This is a genomic window from Blastococcus atacamensis (assembly GCF_002938425.1).
Taxonomy (GTDB): Bacteria; Actinomycetota; Actinomycetes; order Mycobacteriales; family Geodermatophilaceae; genus Blastococcus; species Blastococcus atacamensis.
Genome location: NZ_POQU01000032.1, coordinates 20,174 through 37,543 on the forward strand (window position 1 = coordinate 20,174; position 17,370 = coordinate 37,543).

General features: G+C 75.0%; 18 protein-coding genes. 14 read left to right on the forward strand and 4 right to left on the reverse strand.

The annotated features are described in order from the left end of the window. Window positions 1-120 precede the first annotated feature (120 nt). From rplU to def, 5 genes are all read left to right on the forward strand, one after another. On the forward strand, window positions 121-432 hold the full coding sequence (gene rplU, locus C5508_RS09730) for a 50S ribosomal protein L21 (protein WP_104524746.1): 312 nt from the start codon (window positions 121-123) through the stop codon (window positions 430-432). Window positions 433-439: 7 nt separating this feature from the next. Continuing rightward, window positions 440-697, forward strand: coding sequence for a 50S ribosomal protein L27 (gene rpmA / locus C5508_RS09735; RefSeq protein ID WP_104524747.1), 258 nt, complete (start codon window positions 440-442; stop codon window positions 695-697). A 99-nt stretch (window positions 698-796) separates the two neighbouring features. Next, complete coding sequence (gene obgE, locus C5508_RS09740) at window positions 797-2,338, forward strand: GTPase ObgE (RefSeq protein ID WP_104524748.1); 1,542 nt, start codon at window positions 797-799, stop codon at window positions 2,336-2,338. Beyond that, window positions 2,335-3,474, forward strand: coding sequence for a glutamate 5-kinase (gene proB, locus C5508_RS09745; protein ID WP_232797030.1), 1,140 nt, complete (start codon window positions 2,335-2,337; stop codon window positions 3,472-3,474). The genes obgE and proB overlap by 4 nt, the downstream gene beginning before the upstream one ends. Before the next feature lie 30 nt (window positions 3,475-3,504). Continuing rightward, complete coding sequence (def, locus tag C5508_RS09750; protein WP_104524749.1) at window positions 3,505-3,987, forward strand: peptide deformylase; 483 nt, start codon at window positions 3,505-3,507, stop codon at window positions 3,985-3,987. 29 nt (window positions 3,988-4,016) lie between these two features. Here def and C5508_RS09755 read toward each other — a convergent pair whose 3' ends face one another. From C5508_RS09755 to C5508_RS09770, 4 genes are read right to left on the reverse strand one after another with little or no spacing between them, the layout of a single operon-like run. Beyond that, window positions 4,017-4,436 (reverse strand): Fur family transcriptional regulator, encoded by a 420-nt coding sequence (locus C5508_RS09755; protein ID WP_104524750.1) that lies wholly within the window; start codon window positions 4,434-4,436, stop codon window positions 4,017-4,019. After that, on the reverse strand, window positions 4,433-5,461 hold the full coding sequence (locus C5508_RS09760; protein WP_104524751.1) for a metal ABC transporter permease: 1,029 nt from the start codon (window positions 5,459-5,461) through the stop codon (window positions 4,433-4,435). The genes C5508_RS09755 and C5508_RS09760 overlap by 4 nt, the downstream gene beginning before the upstream one ends. Window position 5,462: 1 nt before the next feature. Beyond that, the gene (locus tag C5508_RS09765; protein WP_104524752.1) at window positions 5,463-6,278 is read right to left on the reverse strand and encodes a metal ABC transporter ATP-binding protein; all 816 of its coding nucleotides are present in this window, start codon (window positions 6,276-6,278) and stop codon (window positions 5,463-5,465) included. After that, a complete protein-coding gene (locus C5508_RS09770; RefSeq protein WP_104524753.1) occupies window positions 6,275-7,219 on the reverse strand; it encodes a metal ABC transporter substrate-binding protein in 945 nt (314 codons plus the stop codon). Before C5508_RS09770 ends, C5508_RS09765 begins: the two co-directional genes overlap by 4 nt. Window positions 7,220-7,308: 89 nt before the next feature. Here C5508_RS09770 and C5508_RS09775 point away from each other — a divergent pair, with 89 nt between their 5' ends. The 9 genes from C5508_RS09775 to C5508_RS09815 form a co-directional block, all read left to right on the forward strand. Next, window positions 7,309-8,562: a glutamate-5-semialdehyde dehydrogenase gene (locus C5508_RS09775; protein ID WP_104524754.1), complete on the forward strand. Its 1,254-nt coding sequence runs from the start codon at window positions 7,309-7,311 to the stop codon at window positions 8,560-8,562. Between the two features lie 29 nt (window positions 8,563-8,591). Continuing rightward, complete coding sequence (locus C5508_RS09780; protein WP_104524755.1) at window positions 8,592-9,473, forward strand: AAA family ATPase; 882 nt, start codon at window positions 8,592-8,594, stop codon at window positions 9,471-9,473. Beyond that, window positions 9,473-10,879: a vWA domain-containing protein gene (locus tag C5508_RS09785; RefSeq protein ID WP_104524756.1), complete on the forward strand. Its 1,407-nt coding sequence runs from the start codon at window positions 9,473-9,475 to the stop codon at window positions 10,877-10,879. The genes C5508_RS09780 and C5508_RS09785 overlap by 1 nt, the downstream gene beginning before the upstream one ends. 322 nt (window positions 10,880-11,201) lie before the next feature. Beyond that, complete coding sequence (gene nadD / locus C5508_RS09790) at window positions 11,202-11,903, forward strand: nicotinate-nucleotide adenylyltransferase (protein ID WP_232797031.1); 702 nt, start codon at window positions 11,202-11,204, stop codon at window positions 11,901-11,903. Beyond that, the gene (rsfS, locus tag C5508_RS09795; protein ID WP_104524758.1) at window positions 11,900-12,322 is read left to right on the forward strand and encodes a ribosome silencing factor; all 423 of its coding nucleotides are present in this window, start codon (window positions 11,900-11,902) and stop codon (window positions 12,320-12,322) included. Before nadD ends, rsfS begins: the two co-directional genes overlap by 4 nt. Beyond that, the gene (locus tag C5508_RS09800; RefSeq protein ID WP_104524759.1) at window positions 12,319-13,065 is read left to right on the forward strand and encodes a histidine phosphatase family protein; all 747 of its coding nucleotides are present in this window, start codon (window positions 12,319-12,321) and stop codon (window positions 13,063-13,065) included. Before rsfS ends, C5508_RS09800 begins: the two co-directional genes overlap by 4 nt. 70 nt (window positions 13,066-13,135) lie before the next feature. After that, on the forward strand, window positions 13,136-14,005 hold the full coding sequence (locus C5508_RS09805) for a DegV family protein (RefSeq protein ID WP_104524760.1): 870 nt from the start codon (window positions 13,136-13,138) through the stop codon (window positions 14,003-14,005). 139 nt (window positions 14,006-14,144) lie between these two features. Continuing rightward, entirely contained in the window at window positions 14,145-14,972 is an 828-nt protein-coding gene (locus tag C5508_RS09810) for a ComEA family DNA-binding protein (RefSeq protein ID WP_104524761.1), read from the forward strand. Further along, on the forward strand, window positions 14,969-17,370 hold a 2,402-nt coding region (locus C5508_RS09815; protein WP_104524762.1), incomplete at its 3' end, for a ComEC/Rec2 family competence protein. The genes C5508_RS09810 and C5508_RS09815, both read left to right, overlap by 4 nt.

Sequence of the window (17,370 nt, forward strand, 5' to 3'; positions counted from 1 at the left end):
CGCTGGCGCCTCCGGGTGCCGCCGGAACGGCGTCGGCAGCTCGTCCAAGCACCCGGCGCCCCCCGGTCGTGCGCGCCGGACATCGAGCTTGACGTGAAGAAGCAAAACGAGGAGTCAGTGGTGTACGCAGTGGTGAAGGCCGGCGGCAGCCAGCACAAGGTGGCCGTGGGCGACACGTTCACGATCAACCGCCTGGCTGGTGCGGCGGGTGACAAGGTCGCTCTCCCGGCCATCCTCCTGGTCGACGGCGACACCGTCACCAGCGACGCGGCGGCCCTGGCCAAGGTGACCGTGACCGGTGAGATCGTCGAGCACGGCAAGGGCCCGAAGATCCACATCCACAAGTTCAAGAACAAGACCGGCTACCACAAGCGGCAGGGGCACCGTCAGCCCCTGACCAGCGTCGTGGTCCGCGACATCTCGAAGGGCTGACGCCGACATGGCACACAAGAAGGGCGCATCGTCCTCCCGCAACGGTCGTGACTCGAACGCGCAGCGCCTCGGCGTCAAGCGTTTCGGTGGCCAGGTCGTGAAGGCTGGCGAGATCATCGTCCGCCAGCGGGGGACCCACTTCCACCCGGGCCTGGGTGTCGGTCGCGGCAGCGACGACACGCTGTTCGCCATCGCCGCCGGTGCGGTCACGTTCGGCACGCGGCGGGGACGCAAGACCGTCTCCATCGCTGCGGTCGAGGCCTGAACAAGGACCCCCTGCCCCCCGCGACGGGGCCGTTCCATCTGCTCACGAGCGCACGGGCCGAGGCCCGTGCGCTCGTGGCGTTCCAGGAGTAGCTGACCCATGGCCGCATTCGTCGACCGCGTCACCATCCACGTCGCCGCCGGGAACGGTGGGCACGGCGTGGCCTCGGTGCACCGCGAGAAGTACAAGCCCCTCGGTGGGCCCGACGGGGGCAACGGAGGGGACGGCGGCGACGTCGTCCTCGAGGTCGACCCCAACGTGCACACCCTGCTGGACTTCCACCACCGCCCGCACCAGAAGGCGGCGAACGGTCGCCCCGGCGCCGGCAGCAACCGGCACGGCGCCCGTGGTGAGGACCGCGTGCTGCACGTCCCCGAGGGAACGGTCGTCAGCACCCCCGACGGACGGGTGGTCGCCGACCTCATGGGCGCCGGCACCCGCGTCGTCCTGGCTCACGGCGGGAAGGGTGGCCTCGGCAACGCCGCACTGGCCAACGCCCGCCGCAAGGCTCCCGGCTTCGCCCTGCTCGGCGAGCCCGGCGAGGCCTTCGACGCCGTCATCGAGCTCAAGAGCATCGCCGACGTCGGCCTCGTCGGCTTCCCCTCGGCGGGCAAGTCGTCGCTGATCGCCGCCATGTCGGCGGCGCGACCGAAGATCGCCGACTACCCGTTCACGACCCTGGTCCCCAACCTGGGCGTGATCCGCTCCGGCGACACCGTCTACACGATGGCCGACGTCCCGGGCCTGATCCCCGGCGCCTCGACCGGCAAGGGCCTGGGCGTGCAGTTCCTGCGGCACGTCGAACGCTGCGCCGTCCTGGTGCACGTGGTCGACATGGCGACGATGGAGCCCGGCCGCGACCCCGAGACCGACATCGAGGCCCTCGAGCACGAGCTCGCCGAGTACGGCGGCGACGAGCTGGACCTGGTCGGCCGGCTGCGGATGGCCGTCCTCAACAAGATCGACGTCCCGGACGCCCGCGAGCTCGTGGACCTGGTCCGCGAGACGCTGGAGTCCCGCGGCCTCGCCGTCCACCCCGTCAGCGCCGCGACGGGGGAGGGGCTGAGCGCGTTCGGCTACGCCCTGGCCGCCGCCGTCGAGGAGCACCGTGCCTCGCTGCCGGCACCCGAGCCGGTGCGGCTCACGCTCACCCCCCGCGCTGTCGACGACAGCGGCTTCACCGTCGAGCGTGACCCGGACGACCCGGAGGGTTACGTCGTCCGCGGCGTGAAGCCCGAGCGCTGGATCCGCCAGACCGACTTCACCAACGACGAGGCCGTCGGATTCCTCGCCGACCGGCTCAACCGGCTCGGCGTCGAGGAGGAGCTGGCCAAGGCCGGCGCACGCGAGGGTGACGCCGTGACCATCGGCGGGGTCACCTTCGACTGGTCGCCCACGCTGCCCGCCGGCACCCTCACCGCCGAGGAGGCGGCCGGCCTCGGTGGACGAGGCACGGACAACCGCCTGGAGGACAACGCCCGGGTGGGCGCAGCTGAGCGGCTGGCCGCCAAGCAGGCGCGCCGGATGCCGTTCGAGGCGGCCGAGGACGGCTGGACCGACGAGGACCTCGAGGGTGTCGACCTCGACGCCGCCGAGAGCGACGAGCCGGCCGACGACGCGCTGGTGGACGGCGAGCGGTGACCGCGCAGGCCCCCGTCGACGTCCCCGCGCGCCCGGAGATCGCCGGTGCGGGCCGCGTGGTGGTGAAGGTCGGCTCGTCGTCGCTGACCACGCTGCCCGGTGGGCTCGACGTCGACCGGCTCACCGCCCTGGTCGACGTCCTGTCCGCGGTGCGGGCCTCGGGGCGTGAGGTGGTGCTGGTGTCCTCCGGCGCCATCGCCGCGGGGCTCTCGCCCCTGGGCCTGGACGGTCGCCCACGGGACCTCGCGACCGCGCAGGCGGCGGCCAGCGTGGGCCAGCTGCGGCTGGTGCAGACCTACGCCGACGCCTTCGCCCGGCACGGGATCACCGTCGGACAGGTGCTGCTCACCGCCGACGACCTCACCCGGCGCAGCCACTACCGGAACGCCCGCCAGACGGTCGACCGGCTGCTGGACCTGGGCGTGCTGCCGATCGTCAACGAGAACGACACGGTGGCAACCGAGGAGATCCGGTTCGGCGACAACGACCGCTTGGCTGCTCTGGTCGCGCACGTCGCCCGTGCCGAGGCGCTGGTGCTGCTGTCCGACGTCGACGGCGTCTACGACGGCGACCCCCGTAGCGGCCCGGCCGAGCTGATCGACACCGTGCGCGGGCCGGCCGACCTGGCGGCGGTCACGCTGGGCTCCGCGACCCGTAACGGCGTCGGTACCGGCGGTATGGCCACCAAGGTGGAGGCCGCGTTCATCGCCGCCCACGCCGGGGTGCCCGTCGTCGTCACCTCCACGCCCCGGGCCGCCGGCGCGCTCGCCGGCGACCGGATGGGCACCCTGTTCGCCCCCATGGGGAAGCGGCCCAGCGCCCGCCAGTTCTGGCTGCGCTACGCCAGCCGCCCCCGGGGCCGGCTGATCCTCGACGCCGGTGCGGTCACCGCCGTCGCGGAGCGGCACGCCTCGCTGCTGGCCGCCGGCATCACCGGCGTCTCGGGGGAGTTCCTCGCCGATGACCCGGTCGAGCTGGTCGGGCCGGACGGGACCGTGGTCGCCCGCGGGCTGGTGGCCTACGACGCCCGCGAGATGCCGGCACTGCTCGGTCGCAAGACCGGCGACCTGCCTCCGGAGCACCGCCGCGAGGTCGTGCACCGCGACGAGATGGTGCTGGTCGGACGCCTGCGCTGACGTCCGGGGGGCGGCTGAGAGACTGCCCGGGTGACCATCCGCCCCATCCGCGAAGTCGGTGACCCGGTCCTGCGCACCCCGGCCGACGAGGTGCGCTCGTTCGACCGCGACCTGGCCGCGCTCGTCCGCGACCTGCTCGAGACCGTCGACCATCCCGGTCGGGCCGGACTCGCGGCGACGCAGATCGGCGTGGGCCTGCGGGCGTTCTCCTACAACGTCGACGGCGTGATCGGGCACGTGGTGAACCCGCGGATCGTCGAGCTCTCCGAGGAGATCCAGGACGGCGATGAGGGCTGCCTGTCCGTCCCGGGCATCTGGGCGCCCACGGTTCGGGCGATGCACGCCGTCGTCGAGGGCGTGGACGTGCACGGGAAGCCGGTGCGGGTCGAGGGCAGCGGGCTGATGGCCCGCTGCCTCCAGCACGAGGTGGACCACCTCGACGGCAAGCTCTTCCTTGACCGGCTGACCGGTGAGGCCCGCAAGTCGGCCCTGCGCGCGCTGCGCGACCGCTGAGCCGCGGCCGACCTCTGCGGCGTCCGACCTCAGCCGTGGGCGGCCGCGCAGGCGGCGCAGGTGCCGAACACCTCGACGTCGTGCTGGACGTCGACGAAGCCGTGCTCGGCGGCGATCCGCGCCGCCCAGCGCTCGACCGGCGGGTCGGCGACCTCCACCGTCCGGCCGCACGTTCGGCAGACCAGGTGGTGGTGGTGGCTGGGGGAGCACCGCCGGTAGGCCGCCTCGCCGTCCGGACTGCGCAGCACGTCCAGCTGGCCGTCGTCGACCAGCGCCTGCAGGGCCCGGTAGACCGTCGCCAGACCCACGGAGTCGCCGCGGTCGCGCAGCAGGGCGTGCAGGTCCTGCGCGCTGCGGAACCCGTCGAGCTCGTCGAGCAGGGTGAGCACCGCACTGCGCTGACGGCTCTGGCGGCGGACGCCGCCCTCCGGCTGCTCGGCCGCGCTCATCGGGCACCTTCCGTCGCGGGCCGGTCCGCCGGGGCGGCGTCCGTGCCGTGCTCGTCGTAGTGCACGCCGGTACCGGTCAGGTGCGGTGCGTGCAGGTGGCCGTCGTGGTCGTAGTCCACGTGGTCGCCGTGCGGAACGGCCTGGTGGCCGCAGCCCGGCCCGTGCTCGTGCGGGTGCGCGGCGTGCACGTCGCCTCGCCGGCGGTGCCGCCGGCGGGCGGTGGCCTCGCGCAGGGCAACGGCGGCGGCCACGACCAGGAAGACGGCGATCGCCAGCAGCACGATGGTGCCGCCCGAGGGGGTGCCGGTGTAGTACGACGCCGTCGTCCCGGAGACGCTCACGACCAGCCCGATGCCGCACGCGAGGTACAGCGCCTGCCGGAAGCTGCGGGCCACCAGCTGGGCCACCGCGCTCGGCACGATCATCAGGGCGCTGATCAGCAGCAGGCCGACCACGCGCATGGACAGCACGACCGTGGAGGCGACCAGCGCAGCGAGCACGATGTTGAGGGCGAGCACCGGCAGGCCGACGGCCCGGGCGTACTCCTCGTCGTCGCTCACCGCGTAGAGCCGCTGCCCCAGCAACCCGACCACGGCGAGCACCGCCAGCGTGATGGCGGCGAAGACGGCGAGGTCCTCGGCGCTGGTCGTGGTGATGGCGCCGAAGAGGTAGGCGTCCAGGTTCGTCGCCGAGCCGCGTGGCGCGAGGCTGAGCAGCACCACGCCGCCGGCGATGCCGCCGTAGAAGAGCACCGCCAGCGCGACGTCGCCGCTCGTGCGGCCACGGGCGCGGACGAGCTCGATGAGCACCGCGCCGAGGACGGCGGCGACCAGGGCCGCCCCCACCGGTGCGGTGGAGGTGAGGACGCCGATCGCCACGCCGGTCAGGGCCACGTGCCCGAGGCCGTCGCCGAGCAGCGAGAGCCGCCGCTGGACCAGGAAGATGCCGACGGCGGGGGCGACGAGGCCCACCATCAGCGAGGCGAGCAGCGCGCGCTGCATGAAGCCGTACTCGAGGATCTCCACGTCAGCGACCTCCGCCCAGCGACCGCACCGGCCGGGCCGTCACGGTGGGCTGGTCCAGGCGGTAGCCGGGCCGGCCGGCGTCCGCCACCGGACCGCAGTGGTGCTCGCCGGAGCCGGACGCCGCTCCGGCGAGCGGGCCGTCGTAGCTGATGCGCCCCTGGTCCACGACCACCGCGCGGGCGAGCACCGAGGCCAGCGGACCGGTCTCGTGCGTGACCACCAGCAGGGTGGTGCCCGCCGCCGACACGCGGGCGAGCACCTCGGCCAGGGCGTCCTGGCTCGCGGCGTCCACCCCCGCGGTCGGCTCGTCCATGATCAGCAGCTCCGGCTGGGCGGCCAGCGCCCGGGCCACCAGCACCCGGCGCTGCTGGCCACCCGACAGCGACGCGATGGGTTCCTCCATGCGGTCGGCGAGCCCGACGGCGGCGACCGCCTCACCGACGGCCACGCGGTCGGCGGCCCGGAGCCGGCGGAACAGGCCGAGCCGGGCCAGCCGTCCCACGGACACGACCTCGCGGACGGTCGCGGGAACCGCACCGCTGACGGTGTGCCGCTGCGGCACGTACCCGATCCGGCCCGGGTCGCGCAGCCGGCCGACGGGTGCGCCGAGGATCTCGACGTCCCCGCCGAGCACGGGAGCCAGGCCCAGCAGGCCGCGGGCCAGGGTGGTCTTGCCCGACCCGTTCGACCCCAGGACCGCGATCGCCTCGCCGTGCCGCACCGTCAGGTCGACGCGGGCGACGATCGGGACGTCGTCGTAACCGATGCTGGCGTCGTGCAGCCGGACGGCGACGTCGCCGGGGGAACGGGCGGTCATGAACAGCCCTGGCCTTCCTGCAGGGTGGCGAGGTTGGCGCGCATCACCTGCAGGTAGTCCTCGCCGGCGGACTCGTCGGTCAGCCCCTCGATCGGATCGAGCACGGCGGTGCGGACGCCGGCCTCCTCGGCCACGGTCTCGGCGACGGCGGGGTCGACCAGGGTCTCGGTGTAGACGGTGGTGATCCCGCGGTCGCGGACGAGGCCGGTGATCTCGGCGAGCCCCGCGGCGCTCGGCTCCTGCGACGGGCTCAGCCCGCTGATGCCCACCACGTCCAGACCGTAGCGCTCGGCGAGGTAGCCGAAGGCCTCGTGGCTGGTCACGAGGGTGTCCACCGCGCAGCCGGCCAGGCCCTCCTGCATCTCGGCGTCGAGGGCCTCGAGGTCCGCGCGCAGTGCGGCGGCGTTCCCCTCGTACGTCGCCGCCCCGTCCGGGTCGAGCTCGGTCAGCCGCTCGGCGAGGGCGTCCCCGACGGCGGCCAACCGGGTGGGGTCGAGCCAGAAGTGCGGGTCGACGGCCTCGTCGCCGTGGCCGTCCTCCTCGTCCGCATGCTCCTCGTCCCCGTGCGCGTGCTCGCCCTCGACCAGGTCGGCGGCCTGACCGGCGTCCCAGGCGGCGTCGCCGGCCTCGGCGGCGGCCTCGTCCAGCGCCGGCTGGAAGCCCTCCAGGTACACCAGCAGGTCGGCCGAGCCGACGGCGCCGACGTCGCGCGGGGTCAGCTCGAGGTCGTGCGCCTCGGCACCCGACGGCGTCAGCGAGGTCACCGCGATCCGGTTCCCGCCGACCCGGGCCGCCGCCCACTCCAGCGGGTAGAAGCCCGCGACGACGGTCAGCTCTCCGTCGGCCGCGGCGTCGTCGCCCTCGGCTCCGCAGCCGGCCGCGAGGAGCGCGGTGGCGGTGAGAGCGAGGGAGGCGGTCCAGCGGGCGGCGGGGGTGCGCATGAGAATCATTCTCGCATGGTCGTCCGACCGGGTGCGCCGGGCCCCGGCGGGCCGGGGACCGGGGCGGTGATCCGCGTAGGCTCGCGGGCGTGACCGCCGCCGCCGAGCTGCCGCTGATCGGTGCCGCCGCGCTGCGCGCGAAGGCCGCCGCCCGGGTGCTGCGCACCCTTCCGACCGACACCAAGGACGCCGCGCTGACCGCGATGGCCGAGGCGCTGGTCGAGCGGACCGACGAGATCCTCGCCGCGAACGCCGCCGACGTGGAGGCCGCGGCCGCCGCCGGCACGCCCGGCTCGGTGCTCGATCGGCTGCGGCTGGACCCCGCCCGGATCGTCGGGGTGGCCGACGCGCTGCGCCAGCTGGTCGCGCTCCCCGACCCGGTGGGCGACGTCGTCCGCGGCTCCCGGCTGCCCAACGGCCTGGAGCTGACGCAGGTCCGCGTCCCCCTCGGCGTGGTCGGCATCGTCTACGAGGCCCGTCCGAACGTCACCGTCGATGCCGCCGGCCTCTGCCTCAAGAGCGGCAACGCGGCCCTGCTGCGCGGCTCGGCCTCGGCGTTCGGCACCAACACCGCGCTGATCGCCGTCCTCACCGAGGCGGGGGAGAAGGCGGGGCTCCCCGCGGGCTTCGTCGAACTGCTGCCCGCCGACCGCGCGTCGGTCGGCGAGCTGCTGAACGCCCGCGGGCTGGTCGACGTCGTGATCCCGCGCGGCGGGGCCTCGCTGATCCAGCGGGTCGTCCGCGAGTCGCGGGTGCCGGTCATCGAGACCGGCGAGGGCAACTGCCACGTCTACGTCGACGCCTCCGCCGACCCCGCCATCGCCGAGGCCGTCGTCCTCAACTCCAAGACCCACCGCGTGAGCGTCTGCAACTCCGCCGAGACGCTGCTGGTGCACCGCGACGTGCCGTTCCTACCGCAGCTGCTGGCCGCGCTCTCCGGCGCCGGCGTCACGCTGCACGGCGACGACCCGGCCCGGTCAGCGCACGACGACGTCGTCCCGGCCACCGACGAGGACTGGGCCACCGAGTACCTGTCGATGGACATGGCCGTGCGCGTGGTCGACGACCTGCCGCAGGCCCTGGAGCACATCGCGCGCTGGAGCACCGGGCACACCGAGGCCATCGTCGCCGACTCGGCCGCCGCGATCGCCGAGTTCACCGCCGGCGTCGACGCCGCCGCCGTGCTGGTCAACGCCTCCACCCGGTTCACCGACGGCGGCGAGTTCGGGTTCGGCGCCGAGATCGGCATCTCCACCCAGAAGCTGCACGCCCGCGGCCCGCTGGGTCTGCCGGAGCTGACCTCCACCACCTACGTCGTGACGGGCCGCGGCCACACCCGCTGACCGTCCCGGCCGCCTGACCGAGGAGCCCCATGCCCCGCCAGCAGTCCCCGAACTTCTCGTCGGTCGCGGACGTCAGCAAGCGGCTGTCGGCCGTGGGCTACCTGCCCGACGCGCAGATCGCCACGACCGTCTTCCTCGCCGACCGCCTCGGCAAGCCGCTGCTGGTCGAGGGGCCGGCGGGCACCGGCAAGACCGAGCTGGCCAAGGCGCTGGCGAGCGCCACCGGATCGGAGCTGATCCGGCTGCAGTGCTACGAGGGCCTGGACGAGGCCCGGGCGCTGTACGAGTGGAACTACAAGAAGCAGCTGCTGCGCATCCAGGCCTCGCAGGCCGGGGACGGCGCGGACTGGGACACCGTCCACGACGACATCTTCGGCGAGGAGTTCCTGCTCTCCCGCCCGCTGCTGACCGCCATCCGCCGCACCGAACCGACGGTCCTGCTCATCGACGAGACCGACAAGGCCGACGTCGAGGTGGAAGGTCTGCTGCTGGAGGTGCTCTCGGACTTCCAGGTGACGATCCCCGAGCTCGGCACGGTCGTGGCCACCCGCCGGCCCACCGTCGTGCTCACCTCCAACGCCACCCGCGAGCTCTCCGAGGCGCTCAAGCGGCGCTGCCTGTACCTGTCGCTGGACTACCCCTCGGCCGAGCGGGAGCGCGAGATCGTGCTGTCCCGGGTCCCCGACCTGGCCCCGGGCCTGGCCGACCAGCTCGTCCGCACCGTCCGTGCACTGCGCGCGCTGGAGCTGAAGAAGTCGCCGTCGATCTCCGAGACCCTCGACTGGGCGCAGACCCTGCTCGAGCTGGGCCTGGACACCCTCGACGAACCGGCGATGCGCTCGACCCTGGGTGTGGTGCTCAAGCACGCCAGCGACCAGACCCGCGCCGCCGCCGAACTCCGGCTCAACTGATGACGGCGGTCGTCGGGCACGGCGGGCTCGCGGGGCACCTCGACGGCTTCGTGCGCGCCGTGCGCGAGGCCGGCATCCCGGTCGGCATCAGCCAGGCCGTCGATGCCGCGGAGATCCTGACCGTCGTCGACCTGCTCGACCGTGAGCAGCTGCGGCACGGGCTGGCGGCGGTGCTGCTGCAGAGGGCGGCCCAGCGGCCCACCTACGACGTGCTCTTCGACCTCTGGTGGCCACTCGGCGACCGGCCGGTGGCCGACGGCGCCGAGGACGGCGGGGAGGGCGCGCAGTCCACGCTCGACGTGCCCGACGACGCCGCCCTCGCCGAGCTCATGCGCGCCGAGCTGCTCCGGCTGCTGACCGACGGCGACCCCGAGGAGCTGCGCCGGTTCGCCCGCGACGCCGTCGACTCACTCGGTCAGGGGCAGCCGACGCCGTCGGGCCAGTCGTACTTCAGCTACCGGGTGCTGCGCGCCCTCTCGCCCGACACGCTCGTCGCCCAGCTGCTCGCCGGGCTCCTCGGGGACGCCGAGCGCGGGGGCCTGGCCGAGCAGGTGGCCCGGCAGACAGTGCGCGAGCGGGTGGCCGCGTTCAAGGCCGCCGTCGAGGCGGAGGTGCGCCGGCGGACGGCGGCGGAGAAGGGCCGGGACCGGGTCGCGAAGAACGCCGTGCGTCCCCTGGCCGACCAGGTGGACTTCCTCCGCGCCCAGGCCGCCGACCTCGCCGAGCTGCGCCGCGCGGTCACCCCGCTGGCCCGGCGGCTCGCCGTCCGGCTCTCGGCCCGCCGGCGGCTCGGCCGGGAGGGGCGCCTGGACTTCCGCAAGACGGTGCGCGCCTCGCTGGGGACCGGCGGCGTGCCGGTCGTCACCCACCATCGCCCGCGCAAGGTGCACAAGCCCGAGCTGGTGGTCCTGTGCGACATCAGCGGCTCGGTCGCCGGCTTCAGCCACTTCACGCTGATGCTCACCCAGGCGCTGCGCGAGCACTTCAGCGGCGTGCGGGCGTTCGCCTTCGTCGACTCGACCGACGAGGTCACCCGCTTCTTCCGGCCGGGGGTGGACGTCGCCGACGCCATCGCCCGCATCGGCCGGGAGGCGCAGGTGGTGGCCTACGACGGGCACAGCGACTACGGCACGGCCTTCGAGGTCTTCGCCGACCGCTGGGCGTCGGCCGTGGGGTCGAAGACCTCGCTGCTCGTGCTCGGCGACGGCCGCACCAACTACCGCCAGCCCGGGGTCCCGGTGCTCGCCGACCTGGTGCGCCGGGCGCGCTCGGCGCACTGGCTGAACCCCGAGCCGCGACGGCTGTGGGGGAGCGGGGACTCTGCGGCGGACCGGTACGGCGAGGTCATCGACATGGTCGAGTGCCGCAACGCCGCCCAGCTGACGGACTTCGTCACCACTCTCTGAGCCGGCCGCACCCCCTCGGCCTGGGAACTCGTCCGCTCCGTCATCGTCGGCCCGTCGGGGGTGTCGGTGGACGTGGCGCGCGGCACACCGGTGGCCACGAGACGGTCCCGTAACCGAAAGGCCGTTGCCGCGTTGTCAACGCGGTGTCGACACGTCGGCACCACCTGACCGCAACGACGCGGCCGGACCGCGACCGGCTGCACGGGGGAGCCGGTCGCAGCGGGTTCGTCCGTCCCGGTCGTGAGGCCGGGACGGACGGGATCGCGGGGCCGGGGCCGGTCCTCACGGGGCCGGCCCCGGTAGCCCCGGATACGCTCGTTCGGTGGCGGGGCGACGAGTCGGTGTGATGGGTGGGACCTTCGATCCCGTCCATCACGGGCACCTGGTGGCCGCCAGCGAGGTGGCCGGGCTCTTCGGGCTCGACGAGGTGGTCTTCGTGCCCACCGGTGAGCCGTGGCAGAAGAGCGACCAGTCGGTGAGTCCCGCGGAGGACCGCTACCTGATGACGGTCATCGCCACCGCGTCGAACCCGCGGTTCTCGGTGAGCCGGGTCGACATCGACCGCGGTGGCCCGACCTACACCTTCGACACCCTCACCGACCTGCACGCCCAGCGGCCGGGCGACGAGCTGTTCTTCATCACCGGCGCCGACGCGCTGGCCCAGATCATGACCTGGCGCGACGGCGCCCGGTGCTTCGAGCTGGCGCACTTCATCGGGGTGACCCGCCCCGGTTACACGCTGGGCGACGCGCACCTGCCCGAGGGCGGCGTGAGCCTGGTCGAGATCCCGGCGCTGGCCATCAGCTCCAGCGACTGCCGCGCGCGCGTCGACCGCGGGATGCCGGTCTGGTACCTCGTGCCCGACGGCGTCGTGCAGTACATCGAGAAGCGCGGGCTCTACCGGCGGCCGGTCCGCCGGCCTCCCACTCACGACCGTCCCTCGCCGGACGCGCCCGGGAACACCTCCACCGGCGCCGGCGCTGACCCATCAACGACACCAGATCTCCAGGAGGTACCCCGATGACCGCCTCGGCCGAGGCCCGGGAAACCGCGCTCGTCGCCGCACAGGCGGCTGCGGACAAGCTCGCCACCGACGTCTCCATCGTGGACGTCAGTGAGCGGCTCGCCATCACCGACGCGTTCGTGCTCGCGTCGGCACCCAACGAACGGCAGGTGCAGGCCATCGTCGACGAGGTCGAGGAGCGGCTCCGGGAGCACGGCGTGAAGCCGGTGCGCCGGGAGGGCGTCGCCGAGGCGCGCTGGGTGCTCCTGGACTTCGTCGACGTCGTCGTGCACGTCCAGCACGCCGAGGAGCGCGCCTACTACGCCCTCGAGCGGCTCTGGAAGGACTGCCCGAGCATCCCGTTCGTGGACGCCGCCCAGCCCCCGTCGGCTACGTCGGACGAGCCATCCGCCCCGGTCGTGGAGACGGCCGGCCAGTGACCGCTGCGGCCCTGCCCGACCTGCCGGTGACCCGGCTGGTCGTCTGGCGGCACGGCCGGACCGAGTGGAACGCGGCTGGCCGCTTCCAGGGGCAGATGGATCCGCCGCTCGACGACGTCGGCCGGGCCCAGGCCGCGCACGCGGCACCGCACCTCATGGCCGGTCTCGACGGGCAGGACGCCGTCGTGCTCTCCAGCGACCTCGTCCGGGCCGCGGACACCGCGCGGGTCCTCACCGACTTGATGGGTGTGGACCTGCGGCTGGACGAGCGGCTGCGCGAGCACGGGATGGGCTCCTGGGAGGGCCTGACCCGCGACGAGATCGCCGAGCGGTTTCCCGAGCAGTACGCCGACTGGCTGGCCGGGCGCTCGGTGCGTGGCCGTGGTGGCGAGGAGACCGCAGCGGTGGCCGAGCGGGTGCTGGCCGCCCTGCGGGAGCTGCCGCCGGCGGACGTCGCCGTCGTCGTCACCCACGGTGGCACGAGCGGCCGGCTGATCGAGCGGCTGCTGGAACTCGGCCCGGACCACCGGCGGGTGTTCGGGCCACTGGGCAACTGCGCGTGGAGCGAGCTCGCCCGGCAGAGCGGGCGCTGGCGCCTGCTGCGGCACAACTCCTCCGCGGGGCCGCTGCCCGAGGGGGTCGCTCCCCGGCGCACGGCGCAGGACACCGGGACGGCGGTGCTGCCGGGCACCGGGCGGCATCCCGGCCCCGATCCGGCGCAGGACGCCGACGCCGTCGGCTGAGCGCCCGACTCCTCCCTTCGGAGGAACACCGGGACGGCTCCGTCGGCGTGGTGCCGGTTAGCCTCCCCAGGTGCCTGTCGCCGTCCTGACCGATTCGACGGCCTACCTTCCCCGCGAGCTGGTGGCGGCCTACGGCATCCACGTCGTCCCGCTGTACGTCGTGCTGTCGGGGCGGTCCGGTCGCGAGGGCGAGGACATCACCTCCGAGGACGTCGCCAAGGCGCTCTCCACGCGGGGTCAGAAGGTCTCGACGTCCAGGCCCACCCCGGGGGACTTCGTGGCCGCCTACCGGGCGGCGCTCGACGGCGGGGCGGACCGCGTGGTGTCGATCCACCTGTCCTCGGCGCTCTCCGGCACCTGGGACGCCGCCCGCGTCGCCGCCTCCCAGGTGGGGGAACACATCGTGTCGGTCGTCGACTCCCGGTCGGCGGCCATGGCCACCGGGTTCGCCGTCCTCGAGGCGGCCCGTGCGGCAGCCGACGGCGCGGACCTGCGCACCGTCGAACGGATCGCTCGGGAGACCGTGGACCGCACCCGCACACTGTTCGTCGTCGACACCCTGGAGCACCTGCGCCGGGGCGGCCGGATCGGCTCGGCGGCGGCGATCCTCGGGTCCGCGCTGGCGGTGAAGCCGGTGCTGCACGTGGTCGAGGGCCGGGTCGTGCCGTTGGAGAAGGTGCGCACCTCCGCGCGGGCGCTGAACCGGCTCGTCCAGCACGTCGTGGACTACGCGGGGGACCGGCAGGTGGCACTGGCCGTGCACCACCTCGCGGCCGCCGAGCGGGCCGAGCGGCTGGTCGGCGAGCTGCGCGCCCGGGTGCCCGCCGTGCGCGACGTGCACGTGAGCGAGCTCGGCGCCGCCATCGGCGCGCACGTCGGACCGGGCGCGGTCGGCGTGGTGGTCTCGTCGCCGATCGAGGACGAACCCGCGACGAGCTGAGGTCTTCGGATCGGGAAGCACCTGCGCATCTTGAACCCGGGACGACCGGAGGACCCCTGCGTCGTCCACAAGGGCGGTGCCGTCCACAGATGCGATCGGGCCGCCGTGCCGGGAACCGCTGCTCCCTAGCGTCGCCGGGGTGCGCCTGCCTCTCCGCCGGAACGACGACGCGGACCTGATCCGCGCCCGCCTGCGCGCGCTGCTGGCGCAGGAGCCGCACCTGCCCGGCGGCTGGCTGCCCGACGACGAGCTGTCCGACGACGAGCTGCCACCCCTGCTCGGCACCGACGAGCAGGTTCCCGTGCCGCTCGGCGACGAGGGCCTGCCGGCCGGGATCGGCCGGCATCGTGCGCCCGGTACGGCGGCCCGCTGGGACACCGGCCGGCACGGCGCCCGTGCCCTGGGGGCGGCCGCGGTGCTGGCCGTGGCCGTGCTCCTCGGCTGGACCTGGCTGGACCGGCCGGTCGTGGAGCCCGCGCCCGATGCCGCCCCGACCTCGGCCGGTCCGTCGTCCACCGCCGTCGGCGAGGTGGCCGAGACGTCCCCGACCGTGGTGGTCTCGGTGGTGGGGCAGGTCGCGCGTCCGGGGCTGGTCACGCTGCCCGCGGGTGCCCGCGTCGCCGACGCGCTGGCCGCGGCCGGTGGGCTGGTGCCGGGAGCCGACGCGTCGGCGGTGAACCTGGCCGCGCCGGTCGGCGACGGCGAGCAGATCGCGGTCGGGCTGCCCGCTCCGGCACCGGGCGCGGTCCCCGGGGGTGCTGCGCCGCCGGCGGGCGGGCGGGTGAACCTGAACACCGCGGGGGTCGCCGAACTGGACGCCCTGCCGGGCATCGGACCGGTGCTCGCCCAGCGGATCGTCGACCGCCGCAGCCAGGACGGACCCTTCCGCAGCGTGGAGGAGCTCGACGACGTCCCGGGCATCGGACCCACGATCGCGGCCGAGCTGGCCGAGCTGGTGTCCGTGTGAGGGCGCCGGACCCCGACGAGCTGCCCGACCGGCGATGGCGGTGGCTGGATCTCCGGCTCTGGCCGGTCGCCGCGACGGTGTGGGCGCTCGGGCTCGCCGCACCGCACCTCGCCGCTCCGGGGCTGGGCGGGATCGCTGCCGGTGCCGCCGTGCTGGGGGTGCTCGCCGGTCGCTCGAGCCGGCAGGGTGCCCCGGTGGTCGTGGCGGTGCTGGCCGCCGTGGTGGCGGCCGCGGGCACGGGGGCGGTCCGGGCGGCGGAGCGCGAGGCTGCGCCGCTCACCGACATCGCCGCGACCCGGGCGACGGTGGAGACCTGGCTGGCCGTCACCGGGGTGCCGCATGCCGTCCGCGGACCGGGGGAACCACGGGTGGTGCTCGACGCCGAGATCATCTCGCCCGAGCACGGGGGCGGTGCCGCGGTCCTCCTCTTCGCGCCCGCGGACGGATGGGCCGATCTGCTCCCCGGTCAGGAGGTGCAGGCGCGGGCCGGCACCGCGCTCCCCGAGGCCGGGGCCGACGCCGTCGCGGTGCTCTCCGCCCGCGGACCCCCGGGCACCGTGCGACCGCCGCCCCCGGAGCAGCGGGCGGCGGCCTCGGTCCGCACGGCTCTGAGGGGTGCGGCCGCGCGCGTGCTCGACGACCGGCCGGCCGGCCTGCTGCCCGGCCTGGTGGTCGGCGACACGAGCGCCATGGACCCGGTGCTCGACGAGGAGTTCCGCCGGGCAGGGCTGTCGCACCTGACGGCGGTCTCCGGGGCGAACGTCGCGATCGTGATCGCCGGTGTGCTGTGGCCGTTGCGACGGCGGGCGGTCGACCGGCGGGTCCAGGCCGCGGCCGGGATCCTGGCGTTGGCCGGGTTCGTCCTGCTCGTCGGCCCGAGCGCCAGCGTGGTGCGGGCGGCCGCCATGGGCGCGGTGACCCTGCTGGCGCTGGCCTCCGGCCGTGCGCGGGCGGCCCTCCCGGCGCTCGCGGCGGCCGTGATCCTCCTGCTGCTGACCGACCCCGCCCTGGCCCGGGACGCGGGATTCGCGCTGTCCGTCGTCGCCACGGCCTCCATCGTGCTGCTCGCGCCGGGCTGGGCGCGGCGGTTGCGCCGTTCCGGCTGGGCTGCCTGGCCCGCCGACGCGGTGGCCGTGAGCGCCGCGGCCGGCCTCGCGACCGCGCCCGTGGTCGCGGGGCTGAACGGCACGGTCAGCCTGGTCTCCCTGCCGGCGAACCTGCTGGCCGCGCCGGCGGTCGCCCCGGCCACCGTCCTCGGGCTGCTGGCCGCGGGAGCCGCCGTGGTCGTGCCGCCGCTGGGAAGCGTCCTGGTGTGGCTCGCCGGCTGGCCGGTGCGCTGGGTGGTGCTGATCGCCGAGCGGGCCTCGGCGCTGCCCGATGCGGTGGCGGGCTGGCCGGTCGGGGTCGGCGGCGCAATCGTGCTGGGCGCCCTGCTCGCCGTCGTCGGCTGGGTGCTGTGGCGGTTCGCCCGGCTGCGTCCGCTGGCCCTCGCCGCCCTCGTGGGGCTGGTGGTCGTGGGCTGGCCGCTGCGTCAGCCCTTGGACGGCTGGCCCGTGGCGGGCTCGGTGCTGGTGGCGTGCGACGTGGGGCAGGGGGATGTCCTCGTGTTGCCGCTCGGGGAGGGCGCCGGGGTGCTGGTCGACGCCGGACCGGAGGTCGGCCCGGTCGACGCCTGCCTGGACCGGCTCGGGATCGACGAGTTGCCGCTCGTGCTCCTCTCGCACCTGGACGCCGACCACGTGGGCGGCCTCGCGGGCGCGCTCACCGGCCGCACGGTCGGAGTCGTCGCGTCGGGCACCCTTGCCCCGTCCGACGACCGAGCGGGGCCGGTCGACGCGCTGCTCCGCCGGGCGGGGGAGCAGCGGGAGGTCCTCGTGCCCGGCGACCGGCGCACGGTCGGAGGGGCGGTGCTCGAGGTGCTCGCCCCCGACCCGCGCCGGGCCACCGCCGCGGCCCAGGCCAACGACCTCTCGATGGTGGTCCGCGCGACGGTGCGCGGGCTGCGGCTCCTGCTGACCGGCGACCTGAGCGCCGAGGTGGAGGCCCGGCTCGTCCGCGAGGGCGTGGACCTGCGGGCGGACGTGCTCAAGGTGCCCCACCACGGCAGCGGCGACGCCGATCCGGAGTTCCTCGCCGCGACCGGCGCGAGCGTGGCGCTCGTGTCGGTGGGCGCGGACAACACCTACGGCCATCCGGCGCCGCGGCTGCTGGACTGGCTCGCCGAGGCAGGGATGCGGGTGCACCGGACGGATCGCGAGGGCGACGTCGCGGTGGTGGGGGAGGCGGGCGGCTGGGGAGTGGCGGCGCGCGGTCGGGCCCCTGGCGCGACGGTCGGCGCACAGGCACCCGATGGTTCCTTATACACAACTGCAGCTTCCGACGAAGAGGAAAGTAAAAA